At 73.2% G+C, this 16193-nt stretch carries 10 protein-coding genes; all 10 read left to right on the forward strand.

Features of this window, described 5'->3' with window-relative positions; all coding sequences use genetic code 11:
• Nucleotides 1-215: 215 nt before the first annotated feature.
• Entirely contained in the window at nucleotides 216-1694 is a 1479-nt protein-coding gene (locus ACN9MM_RS03735) for a sugar transferase (protein ID WP_426362266.1), read from the forward strand.
• A gap of 73 nt (nucleotides 1695-1767) precedes the next feature.
• Nucleotides 1768-3084 (forward strand): nucleotide sugar dehydrogenase, encoded by a 1317-nt coding sequence (locus tag ACN9MM_RS03740; protein WP_426362267.1) that lies wholly within the window; start codon nucleotides 1768-1770, stop codon nucleotides 3082-3084.
• On the forward strand, nucleotides 3074-4351 hold the full coding sequence (locus tag ACN9MM_RS03745) for a glycosyltransferase family 4 protein (protein WP_426362268.1): 1278 nt from the start codon (nucleotides 3074-3076) through the stop codon (nucleotides 4349-4351). Before ACN9MM_RS03740 ends, ACN9MM_RS03745 begins: the two co-directional genes overlap by 11 nt.
• A complete protein-coding gene (locus ACN9MM_RS03750) occupies nucleotides 4348-5745 on the forward strand; it encodes a Wzz/FepE/Etk N-terminal domain-containing protein (RefSeq protein ID WP_426362269.1) in 1398 nt (465 codons plus the stop codon). Before ACN9MM_RS03745 ends, ACN9MM_RS03750 begins: the two co-directional genes overlap by 4 nt.
• Nucleotides 5742-7247 carry a Wzz/FepE/Etk N-terminal domain-containing protein gene (locus ACN9MM_RS03755; protein WP_426362270.1) on the forward strand — a complete coding sequence of 502 codons (1506 nt, stop codon included), beginning with the start codon at nucleotides 5742-5744 and terminating at the stop codon, nucleotides 7245-7247. The genes ACN9MM_RS03750 and ACN9MM_RS03755 overlap by 4 nt, the downstream gene beginning before the upstream one ends.
• Before the next feature lie 3 nt (nucleotides 7248-7250).
• Nucleotides 7251-9185 (forward strand): asparagine synthase (glutamine-hydrolyzing), encoded by a 1935-nt coding sequence (gene asnB / locus ACN9MM_RS03760; protein ID WP_426362271.1) that lies wholly within the window; start codon nucleotides 7251-7253, stop codon nucleotides 9183-9185.
• 28 nt (nucleotides 9186-9213) lie between these two features.
• The gene (locus ACN9MM_RS03765; protein ID WP_426362272.1) at nucleotides 9214-11400 is read left to right on the forward strand and encodes a bi-domain-containing oxidoreductase; all 2187 of its coding nucleotides are present in this window, start codon (nucleotides 9214-9216) and stop codon (nucleotides 11398-11400) included.
• Nucleotides 11397-13355, forward strand: coding sequence for an alginate lyase family protein (locus tag ACN9MM_RS03770; protein ID WP_426362273.1), 1959 nt, complete (start codon nucleotides 11397-11399; stop codon nucleotides 13353-13355). The genes ACN9MM_RS03765 and ACN9MM_RS03770 overlap by 4 nt, the downstream gene beginning before the upstream one ends.
• Before the next feature lie 12 nt (nucleotides 13356-13367).
• Nucleotides 13368-14921: a right-handed parallel beta-helix repeat-containing protein gene (locus ACN9MM_RS03775; RefSeq protein ID WP_426368664.1), complete on the forward strand. Its 1554-nt coding sequence runs from the start codon at nucleotides 13368-13370 to the stop codon at nucleotides 14919-14921.
• Nucleotide 14922: 1 nt separating this feature from the next.
• Complete coding sequence (locus ACN9MM_RS03780; protein WP_426362274.1) at nucleotides 14923-16191, forward strand: O-antigen ligase domain-containing protein; 1269 nt, start codon at nucleotides 14923-14925, stop codon at nucleotides 16189-16191.
• The last annotated feature ends 2 nt before the right edge of the window (nucleotides 16192-16193 follow it).

Raw genomic sequence — 16193 nt, forward strand, 5'->3', positions numbered from 1 at the left:
GTGATCAATCGCCCGGATGGGGTGTTCGCGTAGCGCTGCGGTAGTTGGGGTGTCATTCGCCGGGTGGGCGGGTGCCTCCCGGGGAGAGGAACGGCGCGGCGCGGGAGGCGGGGGCCTCCCGAGGGGAGGGACAGCGCGGGAGGCGGGGGCCTCCCGGGGGGAGAGGAACCGTGTGGAGCCAACACGTCGAGCCCACTGGCACCCTGGGGGGGTCCGTGCAGCAGGGGGAACTGGTCAGCCCGTTCGCATCGGCGCGCGACCAGCTGGAGAGCGGGGCGATAGCCCGGCCCGCGACCGACTGGGAGCAGCGGTACCGCGCCGCCGTCATCGCCAGCGACACCATGGCCACCGCCTTCGTCGTGATGGCGATCGGCGGCTTCTTCGGGGCCCGGGACGCCGCCAACTGGCATGAGAAGTGGGGCATTCTGGCGTTCGGCACCGAGCTGCTGGTGCTGAGCGCGCTCGCGGTGGGCCGTGCGTGGGCCCCGGCCGTGCTCGGCCAGGGTGCCGAGGAGTTCCGCCGGCTGGGACGCTCCCTGTTCACGGCGACCGTCGTCCTCGCGCTCGGCGGGATCGCCCTCACCTCGAACAACATCAAGCTCTGGATCTTCGTCGCGGTCCCGATGATCGCGCTCGTCACGATTCCCGCGCGGTACCTGCTGCGCCTGTGGCTGCACAAGCAGCGGAAGGAAGGGCGCTGTCTGCGCCCGGTCCTCGCCGCCGGAAGCCCGGCCACCGTGCGCGACTTCATCACCCGGACCCGCAAGTTCCCGCACCTCGGCTGGCGGGTGGACGCGGTGTGCACCACGGACGGCCGCGGGTCGGACTCGGGCGAGCTGGACGGGGTGCCGGTCGTCGGCCCGCTGGCGGACGTCGCCAACCACGTCCGCCGCGACGGCTACCGCGTCGTCGCCGTCACGCCGGACCCGCACTGGTCGCCGGACCGGCTGCAGCGGCTGGCGTGGAATCTGGAGGGCAGCGACGCCGAGATGGTCGTGGCGCCCGTCCTGATGGAGGTGGCGGGCCCGCGGCTGCACGTCGACGCGGTGCTCGGGATCCCGCTGCTGCGGGTCAGCATGCCGACGTTCACCGGGGGCCGTCGGGCGGTCAAGGGAGTCGTCGACCGGGTGGGCGCCGCGGTGCTGCTGCTGCTCCTCGCGCCGCTGATGGTGGTCGTGGGGCTGCTCGTCCTCGCGGACAGCCGCGGCGGGGCGCTGTACAGCCAGCGCAGGGTCGGCAAGGACGGCCGCGAGTTCACCATCCTCAAGTTCCGCACCATGGTCACCGGGGCGCACGGGGCGCGTGCCGAGCTGGCCGCCCACAACGAGGGCGCCGGCCTGCTCTTCAAGCTCCGTCGGGACCCCCGGGTGACCCGGGTGGGGGCGGTGCTGCGCCGGTACTCGCTCGACGAGCTCCCGCAGCTGTTCAACGTCCTCACCGGATCGATGTCGCTCGTGGGCCCGCGGCCCCCGCTGCCGGAGGAGTCCGCCGCGTACGGCCCGGACGTCCGGCGGCGCCTGCTGGTCAAGCCGGGGCTCACCGGTCTGTGGCAGATCAGCGGACGCAGCGACCTGTCCTGGGAGGAGGCGGTCCGTCTCGACCTGCGGTACGTGGAGGACTGGTCGCTCGCCCTGGACACCGTGATCCTGTGGAAGACGCTGCGGGCGGTGCTGTACGGGCAGGGGGCCTACTGATGCAGGGAGTTCATCGTCCGGGCGGCGCGGGGAGCGCCGACCGGGAGGGCCTGACTGGGGGGAGGAACGAGTCATGAGGATCAGCGTTTTCGGGCTCGGGTACGTGGGCTGCGTGTCGGCCGCGTGCCTGGCCGGCATGGGTCACGAGGTCATCGGGGTGGACGTCAACCAGGTGAAGGTGGACCTGGTCAACGACGGCAAGGCGCCGGTGGTGGAGGAGCGGATCGGCGAACTCATCGCCGACGTGGTGGAGAAGGGGTCGCTGCGCGCCACCGGCGACGTCCGCGAGGCGATCATGAACAGCGATGTGTCGCTGGTCTGTGTGGGCACGCCGTCGGAGCCCAACGGCAGCCTGTGCACGACGTACCTGGAGCGCGTCACCGAGGAGATCGGTGCCGCGGTGGCCGAGCGCGGCGGGCGGCACACCGTCGTCTTCCGCAGCACCATGCTCCCGGGCACCTGCCTGAACCTGCTGGTGCCCATCCTGGAGAAGTACGCCGGCGGGACAGCCGGCGTGGACATCGGGGTGGCGGTCAACCCGGAGTTCCTGCGCGAGGGGACGAGCGTGCGGGACTTCTTCGACCCGCCGAAGACCGTCATCGGCGAGCTCGACACGGCGAGCGGCGACGTGGTCGCGGCGCTGTACGAGGGGCTGCCCGGCGAGGTGTTCCGGGTGCCGGTGCCGACGGCCGAGGCGATCAAGTACGCGGACAACGCGTTCCACGGCCTCAAGATCGGCTTCGCGAACGAGCTGGGCGCGGTGTGCCAGGCGCTCGGGGTGGACTCGCACCAGGTGATCGACGTGTTCCTGGCGGACCGCAAGCTGAACATCAGCCCCGCCTATCTGCGGCCCGGCTTCGCCTTCGGCGGCTCGTGCCTGCCCAAGGACCTGCGCAGCCTGGTCCACGCGGCGCAGCGGGCGGACGTCTCGGTGCCCATCCTGTCGCACGTGCTGCCCTCCAACGCCGACCATCTGCAGCGCGCGGTGGAGCTGGTCGAGCGCACCGGCAAGCGGCGGGTGGGCCTGTTCGGCCTCTCGTTCAAGCCCGGCACCGACGACCTCCGCGAGAGCCCGCTCGTCGAGCTGGCGGAGCGCCTCTTCGGCAAGGGGTACGACCTGCGGATCTACGACCCCAACGTGAACCTGTCCCGGCTGCTCGGCGCGAACCGCGAGTACATCGAGACCCGTCTCCCGCACCTCGCGCAGCTGCTCGCGGAGTCCGTCGACGAGGTCCTCGACCATGCCGAGGTGTGCCTGGTCGGCACCAGGGACCCGGACGTCCTCGCGGCGCTCCCCCATGGCGAGAGCCCGGTGATCGTCGATCTCATCCACCTTCCCGACGCCGACGAGCGACGGGCCGAACCGGGGTACGTGGGCCTTGCTTGGTAATGAGACCGGCGCCGGAACGGACGGCCAAGGGGCCGGACGCCGTGCGCTGATCCTGGTCGAGAACCTCTCGGTCCCCTTCGACCGGCGCGTGTGGCAGGAGTGCACGACGCTGCGCGACGCGGGCTACGAGGTGCACGTCATCTGCCCCCGGGGGCAGAAGCGGGACACCGAGGCGGAGGCCGTGATCGACGGGGTGCGGATCCACCGCTACCCGCTGCGCGCGGCCACAGGAGGCCCGGCCGGCTATCTGCGGGAGTACGGATCGGCGCTGTGGCACACGGTCCGGCTCGCCCGCAAGGTCGGTCCGGTCGACGTGGTCCACGCCTGCAACCCGCCGGACCTGCTGTTCCTGCCGGCCCTCTGGATGAAGCGGCAGGGGGCGCGGTTCGTCTTCGACCAGCACGACCTGGTGCCCGAGCTGTACCTCTCCCGGTTCGACCGCGGCGAGGACGTGCTCTACCGCGCCGTGTGCGCGCTGGAGCGGATGACCTACCGGGCCGCCGACATCGTGCTCGCCACGAACGAGAGCTACCGGGACGTCGCGGTGCGCCGTGGCGGCCGGCGGCCGGAGGATGTCTTCGTCGTGCGCAGCGCGCCCGACATCGACCGCTTCCACCCCGTGCCGGCCGAGCCGGAGCTGAAGCGCGGCAAGCCCCATCTGCTGTGCTACCTCGGCGTCATGGGCCCGCAGGACGGCGTCGACTACGCCCTGCGGTCCCTCGCGAAGCTCCGCGACGAGCTGGGGCGGACCGACTGGCACGCGGTGTTCGTCGGTTCCGGCGACGCCTTCGACGCGATGGTCGAGCTGTCCCGGCGGCTCGGGCTCTCGGAGCAGGTCCAGTTCACCGGGCGCATCCCGGACGCCGACCTGGCCCGCTACCTGTCCACCGCCGACGTGTGCCTCTCCCCCGACCCGCGCAACCCGCTCAACGACGTGTCGACCATGAACAAGGTCCTCGAGTACATGGTGATGGGCCGGCCGATCGTGTCGTTCGACCTGCGGGAGGCGCGCGTCTCCGCAGGTGACGCCGCCGTCTACGCGCCCGCCAACGACGAGGCCGAGTTCGCCGGGCTCATCGCGAAGCTCCTCGACGATCCCGAGGAGCGGGCCCGGATGGGCAAGATCGGCCAGGAGCGGATCGGCGGGCAGCTCTCCTGGCGGCACTCGCAGCGATCGCTGCTGGCGGCCTACGCCGCCGCCTGCCGTGACCACGCTCCCGCATCCGTGGGCGGCCGAGCACGAGCGGGGAGAAGGCCGCGTCGTTGAGCGATGACACCATACGCCTGGTCACGATCGGGCGGATCGTCCGTCGGCGCCGACGGCTGCTCACCCTCCTCGTGGTGGTGGGCGCGCTCGTCGGCTACGGCACCTCCTTGCTGCTTCCGCCGCGCTACACGACCTCGGCCTCGGTGCTGCTGCCGGGGGCGTGGGAGGAGCGCGAGCTGCTGACCCAGGCCCAGATCGCGACCAGTTCGGTGGTGGTCGACCGCACGGCCGCCTCGCTCGGCTGGACCGGGGTCGGCGGCAGCGAGCTGCGCGAGCGGGTGACCGCGGAGATCGCCGACGGGAACATCATCAAGATCTCGGGCACGGCCGACACCCCGGAGCGCGCGCAGCGGCTCTCCGACGAGGTGGCGCGGCAGTTCGTGACGTTCGCCGCGGAGATCCTGGGCGACAAGACCGACCCGGGCGCGGCGGGCCGGCCCGAGGCGCTGCGGAAGCTGGTGGAGCAGACCAGCCGCCGCATCAACGAGCTGGCCGAATCGGCCGGTTCGGGGAGCTCGGTGGAGAGCGTGCAGACCCGTACCGAGCTCGCGAAGCTGCGGACGACGCTGCAGGAGTCCATGGACAAGCTCGACAAGGCCGACCCGTCGACCGAGAAGGCGAAGCTGGTCGTCATGGGCCCGGCGGCCCGGCCCAACGGCGAGGCGCCGCCGACGAGGACGCAGCTCGTCGTCGCCGGTGCGCTGCTGTTCTTCCTGATCACGGTCGTCGGCCACCTCTCCGCCGCGCGGGTGAGCCGCCGGCTGCGCACCGAGCCGGAGATCGCCGCGGCGCTCGGCTCGGCGCTCCTCGGCACCGTCGACGTACCGGCCGAGAAGTCCGGGCGGCGGCCGGGGAGCCGTGGGCCGCGCGCCCTGGTCCGCCGGCTCCTCGGCCTCGACATCCGGTGGGACGTACCGGCCCCGCGGACCTCGGGCGACGAGGCGAGCCGGCAGATCCGCTACCGGCGGGTGTACGCCCGTCTCCGGGACCAGGTGCCGGCGCCCCGGCGGGTGCTGGTCGTCGTCCCGGAGGGGGACGAGATCGCCCGGCGGGCCGCCGGACAGCTCGTCGCCGAGGCCGGGACCGGCCCGGCCCCGGACGCCTCCGGCGGCGGGGAGCCGGTGCTGCGGACGGTGGGGGTGTCGGTGTCCCAGCCGATGGTTCCGGACCGTCAGGACGAGTCGGGTGCCGTCATCGTGCTGAGTGCGGGCAGCTGGACGGCCGGCGAGCTCACGGGCCTCGCCGAGGCGTGTGCCGACGCCCGGCACGACGTCGTCGGCGTGGTCCTCGCCGGCACGGTCTCGGCGCGTCCGGAACGGTCCTCCGGCCGTTCCCGGGACGCCGCCGCGCCCGCGTCCGCCGTCGGCGGGCGCGTGACGGGAGGTACGGAGTGACGACGCGTACGACCCCTGAGTCCTCGGCCCCGGCTCCGCTGCTCGACCTCCAGCCGCTGGTGGCGGCGGTACGGAGGCGGCGCCGCCTCTGGGCCTCCCTGGCGCTGCTCGGGATGCTCGCCGGCGTGGCGCTGGCGTTTCTGCTGCCGCCTCCGCCGACGGCGGTGGTCAAGGTCCTGGTCGCGCATCAGGAGGACCAGCCGAACGACCCCGGGACGCTGATCCGCACCGACGTGGCGCTGCTGCAGACCACACGGATCGCCGCCAAGGCCCTGGGGACCCTCGGGTCCGCGGAGAAGCCCGAGGACTTCATGGAGGACTACTCGGGCATCGGCCTGACCAACAACGTGCTGGAGATCAGCGTGTCGGCGGACAGCGACGCCGAGGCGGTGGCCCGCGTCCAGGCGCTGGCCGACGCGTTCGTCGCGGACCACGTGCGTCGCATACAGGAGGCGGCGAACGCCGAGTCGAAGGCCCTTCTCGACCAGCGCGACCGGCTGCGGGAGGACCTCGCCCAGGTCAACAAGGCCATCGCGGACGGGTCGAAGGCGTCGGCCGACATGGAGTCGCTCTTCTCCCGGCGGGCCGAACTCACCTCGCAGATCGCCGACTACGGCCAGCGTGCCGCGCAGGCGCGCATCGGCACGCCCCACCTCGTCGCCGGTACGCAGATCGTGGACGCACCGCGCCCGGTGCGGCACTCCCTGCCGAAGACCGCCGCCACCGACGCCGCGATCGGGCTCGCCCTCGGGCTCGGTCTCGGCCTCGCGGTGGCCGCGGTCGGCGCGGTGGTGGCGGACCGCCCGGTGCTGCGCCGGGACATCGCGGCGAACCTGGGCGCCTCCGTGATCGCGGAGCTGCCCCACGGCTCGGCCGCGCCGTGGCGGCGCCGCGGGATCCGGGCGGAGCGGACGAGGCTGACCGCGTCCCTGGCCCGCACGGCGCGCGGCTCCGCGGAACCGGTGTCGCTGCTCGAACTGGGCGCCGTGGGCGCCACGAGCGCGATCGCCCTGGACCTGGCGGCGGCGCTGGGGGCGGACGGGCCGGTGGTCGTCGTCGACGGGCTGCCCGGTCTGCCGCTCGCCGGCCGCCGGTCGAAGCCGGGAGACCCCACGGTGGTCAGCGGTGACCGTGCCACGGCCGGGCGGTACCAGGAGCGCAGGCTCGGCGTCGGCTCGGTGGCGCCCGGCACGGCGTGGACCGACCTCCAGTACCTCGGCACGCGCACGGTGCTGGTGGTGCGTGCCGGGCACGGCAGCGCCGCGTGGCTGCACACGGTGGCGCGGCAGCTCGCCGACCAGCACATCCCGGTGATCGGTGTGGTGCTGGTCGACCCCGATCCGCGTGACCGGACCGACGGCACGCTGTGGGACGGGCCGGAGACCGCGCCGCGCGGACGGAACGAAAGGCCGCCCCGGCAGAACGGGGCGAGCCGGCATCGGACGGAGCGGGTGCCGCTGTGGGCGGCGAGCGTTCCGGACAGCGACCAGGAGGCTCGGTAAGGCATGTGTGGCATCGCAGGTACGTACCGATGGCCGGACGGGAAGGTCGTGACCGACCGGCTCACCGATACCCTCGCCCACCGCGGTCCCGACGGGGCCGGCCGGTACAGCCACCCCGTCGCCGACGGCGAGGTGCACCTCGGGCACCGGAGGCTGGCGATCGTCGACCTGTCGGAGACGGGCGCCCAGCCGATGGTCTCGGACGGTCTCGTCCTCACGTACAACGGGGAGCTGTACAACGCGCCCGAGCTCCGGGCCGAGCTGACGGCCGCCGGGGTGCGCTTCCGCGGCACCTCCGACACCGAGGTGCTCCTGGAGGCCTGGCGGCGCTGGGGCACGGACTGCCTGCCCCGGCTGCGCGGCATGTTCGCGTTCGGCGTCTTCGACGAGCGGACGGGTGAGCTGGTGCTCGCCCGCGACCAGCTCGGCATCAAGCCGCTGTTCCTGCTCCGGCGCGGTGAGGGCCTGGTGTTCGCCTCCGAGCTGAAGGCGCTGGCCACCGCCACCGGCGGGAGGCTGGAGGTGGACCACGCGGCGCTGGTGGCCTCGCTCCTCTACTACTGGGTGCCGGACTCCCGGTGCGCGTTCCGCGAGGCGGAGAAGCTGCCGCCGGGCAGCTGGCTCCGGTGCCGGCCCGACGGCCGGGTGGAGCGCGGCCGGTTCTGGCACCTGAGGGACGTCGCCGCCGAGGGCCGGGAGCGGGCCCTGGCGGGCGAGCGGCCGGACATCGCCGCGATCGTCGAGGAGTCGACCCGGCGCCACCTGCTGTCCGACGTGCCCGTGGCGACCTTCCTCTCCGGCGGGCTCGACTCCAGTTACCTGACCGCGCTGGCGGCCCGCGACCGGCCGGGGATCTCCGCCTACACGATCGGGTTCCGCGCCGAGGACGCCCGGTTCGAGGCGATGCCCGACGACCTGCGCTACGCCCGGCAGGTGGCCGAGCAGTTCGGCGTCGACCTGCACGAGATCGAGATCGCACCGAACGTGCTCGACCTGCTGCCGGAGATGACGTACCACCTGGACGAGCCGATCGGCGACCCGGCGGCGATCAACACGTTCCTGATCTGCTCGGCCGCCCGCGAGGCCGGCGTCAAGGTGATGCTGTCGGGGATGGGGGCCGACGAGCTGTTCGCCGGCTACCGCAAGCACCTGGCCAACCTGATCGCGCTGCGCTACCAGCGCGTCCCCCGGCCGCTGCGGAGCGGTCTGTCCGCGGCCGTGGACCGGCTGCCGGTCGCCACGGCCCGCCGGGGCTACCGGTCGGTGCGGTTCGCGAAGCGGTTCCTCTCCTTCGCCGACCTGCCGGAGGAGACCGCGTTCCGGCGCAGCTACACCATGTACGACCAGGAGGAGCTGCTCGCGCTGGTCGATCCGGACCTGGCCGGGACGGTCGACGACGTGCTGACCGAGCACGCCGACGTCTACGCGGACAACGACCTCGACGACTTCGTCAACCGCATGTGCCTGGGCGACGCCCGGATGTTCCTGCCGGGCCTGAACCTCGCCTACACGGACCGGTCGAGCATGGCCGCGTCGACCGAGGTGCGGGTGCCGTACGTGGACGTCGAGGTGGTCAAGGCGGCGTTCACCGTGCCCGGCGACCGCAAGATCGTGGGACGGCAGGGGAAGGCCGTCCTCAAGGAGGCGGCGACCTCGGTGCTGCCCCGGGAGATCGTGTACCGGCCCAAGGGTCTGTTCAGCGCCCCGCTGCGGGCCTGGATGAGCCGGGACCTGGCGCCGCTGGTGCGCGAGGTGGTGAACGACGGCGTGCTCGTCAACTCGGGGCTCCTGCGGCGGGACGCGCTGGCGCGCATGGTCGCCGAGGACGCGGCCGGGCAGCGGGACTTCTCCAAGCACCTCTGGCACGTGCTGACCCTCGAGTACTGGTATCGCGACGCGACCTCCGGGTCCGGCCGGAGCGCGCGCCCGGCGGCGTAGAAGACGGCTCAGAAACAAGGGGACATCGGTGAAACAGGTTGTGCAGAACTACAAGAGCGGCGAACTGGCGGTGCTCGACGTGCCGGTGCCGGGGTGCAAGCCGGGCGGTGTGCTGGTCCGCACCGCGTACTCGCTGATATCCACCGGCACCGAGCTCATGAAGGTGTCCGAGGCCGGCATGTCGATGCTGGGCAAGGCCCGCTCCAGGCCGGACCAGGTGGCGAAGGTCATGCAGAGCGTGGCCACCAACGGGGTGCCCGCCACCTACCGCAAGGTGATGGGCAAGCTGGACTCCTACACGCCGCTCGGCTACTCGCTGTGCGGGGTGGTCGAGCAGGTCGGCGCCGGGATCGACGACGTGAAGGTCGGCGACCTCGTCGCCTGCGCCGGCAACGAGCACGCGCTGCACGCCGAGCTGAACTGGGTGCCGAAGAACCTCTACACCCCGGTGCCGGACGGCGTCTCGCCGCGGCACGCGGCCTTCGGCACGGTCGGGTCGATCGCGCTGCAGGGCGTCCGCCAGGGCGAGCCGCAGCTCGGCGACGTGGCGCTGGTGATCGGCCTCGGGCTGATCGGTCAGCTGGTGGTGCAGCTGCTCTCCGCCTCGGGGGCCGTCGTCGTCGGTGTGGACCCCGATCCGGCGCGCTGCGAGCTGGCCGAGCGCCTGGGCGCCGCGGCCTGCGGCGATCCCTCGTCCCCGGCGGTGGAGGCGGCGGTCGCCGAGCTCACCGGCGGTCACGGCGTGGACCAGGTGTACCTGGCGGCCGGCGGCGGCAGCAACCAGCCCGTGGAGCTGGCCGCCCGGCTGAGCCGGGACCGGGGCCGGGTCGTCGACATCGGCAAGTGCCGACTGGACCTGCCGTGGAACGCGTACTACGAGAAGGAGCTCGACGTCCGGTTCTCCCGCAGTTACGGCCCCGGGCGTTACGACCCGGAGTACGAGCTGGAGGGGCGGGACTACCCGATCGGGTACGTGCGCTGGACCGAGCGCCGCAACCTGGCGTGCTTCATCGACCTCCTCGCCCGCGACCGCGTCGACGTGGACCCCCTGGTCTCCCACATCGCCGACTTCGACGACGCCGTCGAGACGTACCGGAGTCTGAAGGACGGCGAACTGAAGGCCGTGGCCGTGCTGTTCCGGTACCCCGAGCAGGCGGCGGAGGCCGAGACGGAGGCCCCGGCGGTGGCCGTGCCCGCGGTGCGCCGCGCCGGCGGCGCGTCCACCCCGGCCCGGCCCGTGAAGGGGCCGGTGCGGCTGGCGTTCGTCGGCGCCGGGAACTACGCGACGTCGATGCTGCTGCCGCACCTGGTGGGCCGCGACGGCGTCGAGCTGTCCACGGTCGTCACCACGACCGCGTTGTCCGCGGCCAACGCGCAGCGGAAGTTCGGCTTCGGCGCGGCGACCACCGATCTCGACGCCGTGCTCGGCGACCCGTCGATCGACGCGGTGTTCGTGGTCACCCGCCACAGCTCGCACGCCGAGCTGACCCAGAAGGCGCTGCACGCCGGCAAGGCCGTGTTCGTGGAGAAGCCGCTGGCGCTCACGGAGGACGAGCTCGCCGGCGTGCTCGCGGCCGTGGAGAAGTCCGGCAACGACCGGCTCCAGGTCGGCTTCAACCGCCGGTTCGCCCCGCTGCTCCAGGAGGCCCGGAAGCGGTTCGGCGCCCGGACCGGCCCGGCGAGCCTGCGCTACCTGGTCAACGCGGGCCGGCTCCAGCACGGCAGCTGGTACCTCCAGCAGGGCTCCGAGGGCTCCCGGTTCGCGGGCGAGGGCGGGCACTTCGTCGACACGGCGAGCTGGCTCCTCGGGGCCGATCCGGTCTCGGTGTACGCGGTCGCCCCCGCCGGCAACGAGGACCTCCAGGTCGTCCTGCGCTACCCGGACGGGTCCACCGCCACCATCAGCTACGTCACGACCGGACCGGCCGCCTTCCCCAAGGAGACGCTGGACCTCGTCGCGGACGGCAAGGTGCTGCGCCTCGACGACTTCGTCCGCGCCCAGGTGTACGGCCCGGAGAAGTGGGTCAGTTCGCGGCTGCCCAAGGCCCGGGACAAGGGCCAGAACGCCGAGCTGGCCGCGTTCGTCAGGGCCGTGCGGACCGGCGGCCCGATGCCGGTGCCGCTGGAGTCGCTCGTTGCCACCACGGCGGCCACCCTCGCCGTGGGGGCCGGCCTGGCCTCCGGTGTGCCGGTGACGCTGGCGGGCGCCCGATGACGATGAGCGCGGGCTGGTACCTGCGGCGCCTGTCCCGGATGGGGCCGAGCGAGGTCGGCGGCCGGGTGGGCGACGCGGTGCGCAGGCGGCGGTGGCGGTCGGCGCCGCCGGTCTGCCCGAGCGTGACCGGCGCCCGGTTCACCGCGGTGCTGCCCGCGGGGGCGGTCGCCGCGGTGCCGCCGGACGCCGCGAAGCGCCTCGTCGCCGACGCGGACCGGCTGATGGCCGGGCACGCCGAGTACTTCGGGGTGGAGCGCGACGACATGGTCGCCCCGGACTGGTGCCGCGACCCGAAGACCGGACGCCGGGCGCCGTGGGTCTACGCCTTCGACGTGCCGTACCGGAGCGAGGAGGCGGTCGGGGACATCAAGCAGATCTGGGAGCCGTCCCGGCACCAGTACCTCACCGTGCTCGCCGCCGCGTACGCGGTCACCGGGGACGAGCGGTACGCCGAGCGCGTGGCCGAGCACCTGCGGTCGTGGTGGGCGGCCAACGCGCCGCTGCGCGGGGTGCACTGGACGAGCGGCATCGAGCTGGGGATCCGTCTCCTCTCCTGGGTGTGGGTCCGGCGGCTGCTCGACGGCTGGTCGGGCGCCGCCGGTCTCTTCGAGGACAACCCGGTGGCGCTGCGACAGATCTGGCACCACCAGCGCTGGCTTGCCGCGTTCCCCAGCCGGGGGTCCTCGGCGAACAACCACGTCATCGCCGAGACCGCCGGGCAGTTCGCCGCGGCCTGCGCGTTCGACTGGTTCCCCTCCTCGGCGCGCTGGCGCGACGACGCGCTGCGGTCGCTGGAGCGGCACCTGCGCGGCAACACGTTCCTCTCCGGCCTCAACCGCGAACTGGCCTCCGAGTACCACGGGCTGGTCCTCGAGCTCGGCCTGGCCGCGGTGGCCGAGGCGGACGCCGCAGGCGTGCCGGTCCCCGGGGCGATCCGGCCGGTGCTGCTGCGGATGACCGACGCGCTCGCGACCGTCGTGGACGGCCGGCTGCGGCCGCCGCGCCAGGGCGACTCCGACGACGGGCACGGTCTGGTCCTGGACGGCGCGGACACCGACCGCTGGGGCTCGCTGCTCGCCACCGGGGACGCCGTGTTCGGCCGGCTCGACTGGTGGCCGGAGGTGACCGGCACCGATGTGCGCACCCCGCTCCTCGCCGCGCTCGTCCGGCCGTACGGGAAGGGAGGCGGCGCCCCGGCGCTGCCGCGCCCGGCGACCCGGCCGGCCCACTTCCCCGACGCGGGGATGACCGTCCTGCGCGGTCCGGAGGAGATCTGGGTCCGCTGCGACGGCGGTCCGCACGGGTTCCTGTCCATCGCCGCGCACGCGCACGCGGACGCGCTGTCCGTGGAGGTACGGCACGACGGGGTCGACGTGCTCGCCGACCCGGGGACGTTCTGCTACCACGGGCAGCCCGAGTGGCGGCAGTACTTCCGGTCGACCCTCGGCCACAACACCCTGCGGCTCGGCGGCGCCGACCAGTCCGTGTCCGGCGGCCCGTTCCTGTGGACCCGGCACGCCCGCAGCCGCGTCCTGGTCGCGGACACGTCCGACGAGAAGGTGGCCCGCTGGTCCGCCGAGCACGACGGATACGAGGACTCCGTGCACCGCCGCCGGGTGGAACTGACGGCCGCGAGCCGGGAGGTGAAGGTCGTCGACGAGGTGCGCGGCCGGGGCGGGTCCGTGGAGCTGGCGTTCCACCTCGGGCCGCTGGTCTCCGCCGAACTGACGGGGAACCGCGCGGTGCTCACCTGGAGCCGGGAGGGAGAGGACCGTTCCGCGGTGCTCGACCTGCCCGGAGAGCTGACCTGGCGGGCGCATCGCGGCGAGAGCGAGCCGCCGCTGGGCTGGTACTCGGCCGGATTCGGCCGCAAGGAGCCCAGCACCACGCTGGTCGGCAGCGGATTCGCCGACGGCACGCGGGAGTTCGTCACCGTGCTCGGGTTCGGCGGCTAGGGAGGAGGCGTGGTGTTCGAGAGGCGGCGCTGGGCGTTGCCGGTGGCGGCGCTCGCGCTGACCCTGCCGGTGGCGGCCGGCTGTACGAGTGCGCCGGACGCCCCGGCGAAGCGGGGCGGCACGTCCTCGGCGTCCGGGGCGCCCGAGCCGTCCGGGGCGCCCGCCGCGTCCCGGGCCCGGGTGTGCGACGCGCCCTCGGCCGGTCCGTCGAAGGCGCCGGCGGGCGCCGTGATTGTCGACCCGGCGGTGGTCGGCGACCTGGAGACGAAGACCGAGAACAGCCCCCCGAACACCACGTTCTGGCTGCGGCCGGGCACGCACCGGCTCCGGTCGGACCCCTACGCCCAGGTCGAGGCCAAGGCGGGGAACCGCTACCTCGGCGCGCCGGGCGCGGTGCTGGACGGCCGGAGAACCAATCAGTACGCGTTCGGCGGTACGGCCCCCGGCGTCACCATCCGCTACCTGACCGTGCAGGGTTTCGTCGCGCCGCAGGACGAGGGCGTGGTCAATCACGACATGGCCGACGGATGGGTCGTCGAGCACAGCACGATCCAGCACAACTCGGGCGCGGGCCTGATGGCCGGTGCCCGTCAGCGGGTCCGCGCCAGCTGTCTGCGCGGCAACGGGCAGTACGGCATGAACGCCTACAAGACCGGTGACTCCATCCGCGGCCTCGTCGTCGAAGGCAACGAGATCACGGGCAACAACACCGACGACTGGGAGCGGCGGCAGCCGGGCTGCGGCTGCACCGCGGGCATCAAGTTCTGGGCCGTCGACGGCGCCGACATCCGCGGCAACTGGGTGCACGACAACCGCGGGGCCGGGTTGTGGGCGGACACGAACAACAACGACTTCCTCTTCGAGGACAACGTCCTGGAGTCCAACGACGGTGCCGCGCTGATGTACGAGACCAGCTACAACGCGGTCGTCCGGAACAACACGATCCGGCGGAACAACTGGGTCGAGGGCCGCGCGTCCGCGAAGGACGGCGACGACTTCCCGTACGCGACCGTCTACGTGTCCGAGTCCGGCGGCGAACCGCGGGTCCCCGCGCGCACGGACGGGATCGAGATCTACCGGAACCTGCTGGAGGACAACTGGAACGGCATCACCCTGTGGGAGAACGCCGACCGGTTCTGCAACAGTCCCTCCAACACCTCCTCCGACTACTGCACGCTGCTGGTGAAGGACACCGCGCGCTGCGCGCGGCCGGCGATCGCCACCGCGCCGCTGTACGCCGACTGCCGGTGGAAGACCCAGCGGGTGGACATCCACGACAACCGCTTCGTCCTCGACCCGTCGGTCGTCGGATGCGCCGAGGAGTGCGGCCGCATGGCGGTGCTCTCCAACGAGGGCGGCTCCCCCGACTGGTCGCCGTACCGGGGCGACCGGGTGGCCCGTGCGATCACCCGGGAGCAGCACAACCGCTGGCACGACAACGCCTACCGGGGTCCGTGGACCTTCACCGCTCACGACGCGGGCCGGAGGCTCGACTCCGGGCGGTGGCGGGGCGCGCCGTACCGGCAGGACGCGGGCAGCACCTTCGAACCGCGGGCCGGTGGTTGAGATGGACGGGAAGCTGAAGTCCGGCGGGGTGCCGGGCACCCGGGCCGCCGCCGCGTCCCCGGCCGCGGGCACGCCGAAGGCCGTCGGAGTCGTCTGGGCGTGCCTCGCCCTCAACACGCTCGGCTCCGCCGGGGCGAAGACCGTGATCCCGCTGCCGCGTTCCCTCATCCAGATGGTCACGATGGGCGCGCTGGTCGCGGCGTTCGCGCTGGCGCTCGCGCTCAACCCCCGGCTGCGCTTCCGGGCCAGCGCCTTCCTGTTCCTGCTCACCCTGCTGCTGGTGCCGAGCCTGATCTCCAGCGTGCAGCTGGGGTACGGCGCGCTGTTCCGCTGCGCCCGGCTGGCTCTGTTCGTCGGCACGCTGTGGCTGCTGAGCCGCTGGTGGGACGGCAGTCTCACCTTCGTCCGGTACCACATCCGGATGTACTTCGCGGTGCTCGTACTGGTGGCCGCCGGCCTGGTGATCGCCCCGGGCACGGCCATGCCCGAGTACTACGGCCAGCGGCTGGTGGGCGCGCTGTGGCCGCTCACCCCGCCGCAGATCGGGCAGTACGCGGCGGTGATCATCGGGCTCACGGTGCTGCTGCTCCTGGGCCGCAGGACCACCGGGGCCGGCGCGGCGCTGGTCATCGTGCCGTCGCTCGTCCTGCTCGCCATGACCCACACCAGGACGGCGACGCTCGGGCTGCTCATCGGGCTGGTCCTCGCGATCGGCTCGCTCATCCTGACCAGCGCCGCCGCCCGCCGGTTCTTCGCCTGGGCGGTGCTGTGCGCCACGGTGGCGGCGGTGGTGTTCAGTTCCGCGCTGCGGACGTGGTTCCTGCGCGGACAGAGCCAGGGGGACCTCTCCAACCTCACCGGCCGGGCCAAGGTCTGGGACGCCCTCCTCTCGGCGCCCCGGACGGTCGAGGAGTCGGTGTTCGGCACGGGGCTCGGTGACAAGTCGTTCGACGGGCTGCCGATCGACAACAGCTGGCTGGCCGTCTACGACGAGCAGGGGCTGATCGGCGTCACCATCGTGGCGGCGATGATCATCGTGCTCGGCGGCGTCGCGCTGCTGCGGCCGCCCTCGCTGCCGAGGGCCTGCGCGATCTTCCTGATCAGCTACTGCGGGATCTCCTCGTACACCGAGGTCGGTCTCGGTGACGCCTCGGCCTATCTGCTGCATCTGACCCTGGCCGCCTCGCTGCTCGTGGCACCCGCCGACGCGACGCCGCCGCCGACCGTCGAGGTCCCTCGACGGCGTATCCCGCGCTGGGCCCGGAGGTGACC

It is taken from the genome of Streptomyces sp. E-08, from assembly GCF_049913095.1.
Lineage (GTDB): Bacteria > Actinomycetota > Actinomycetes > Streptomycetales > Streptomycetaceae > Streptomyces.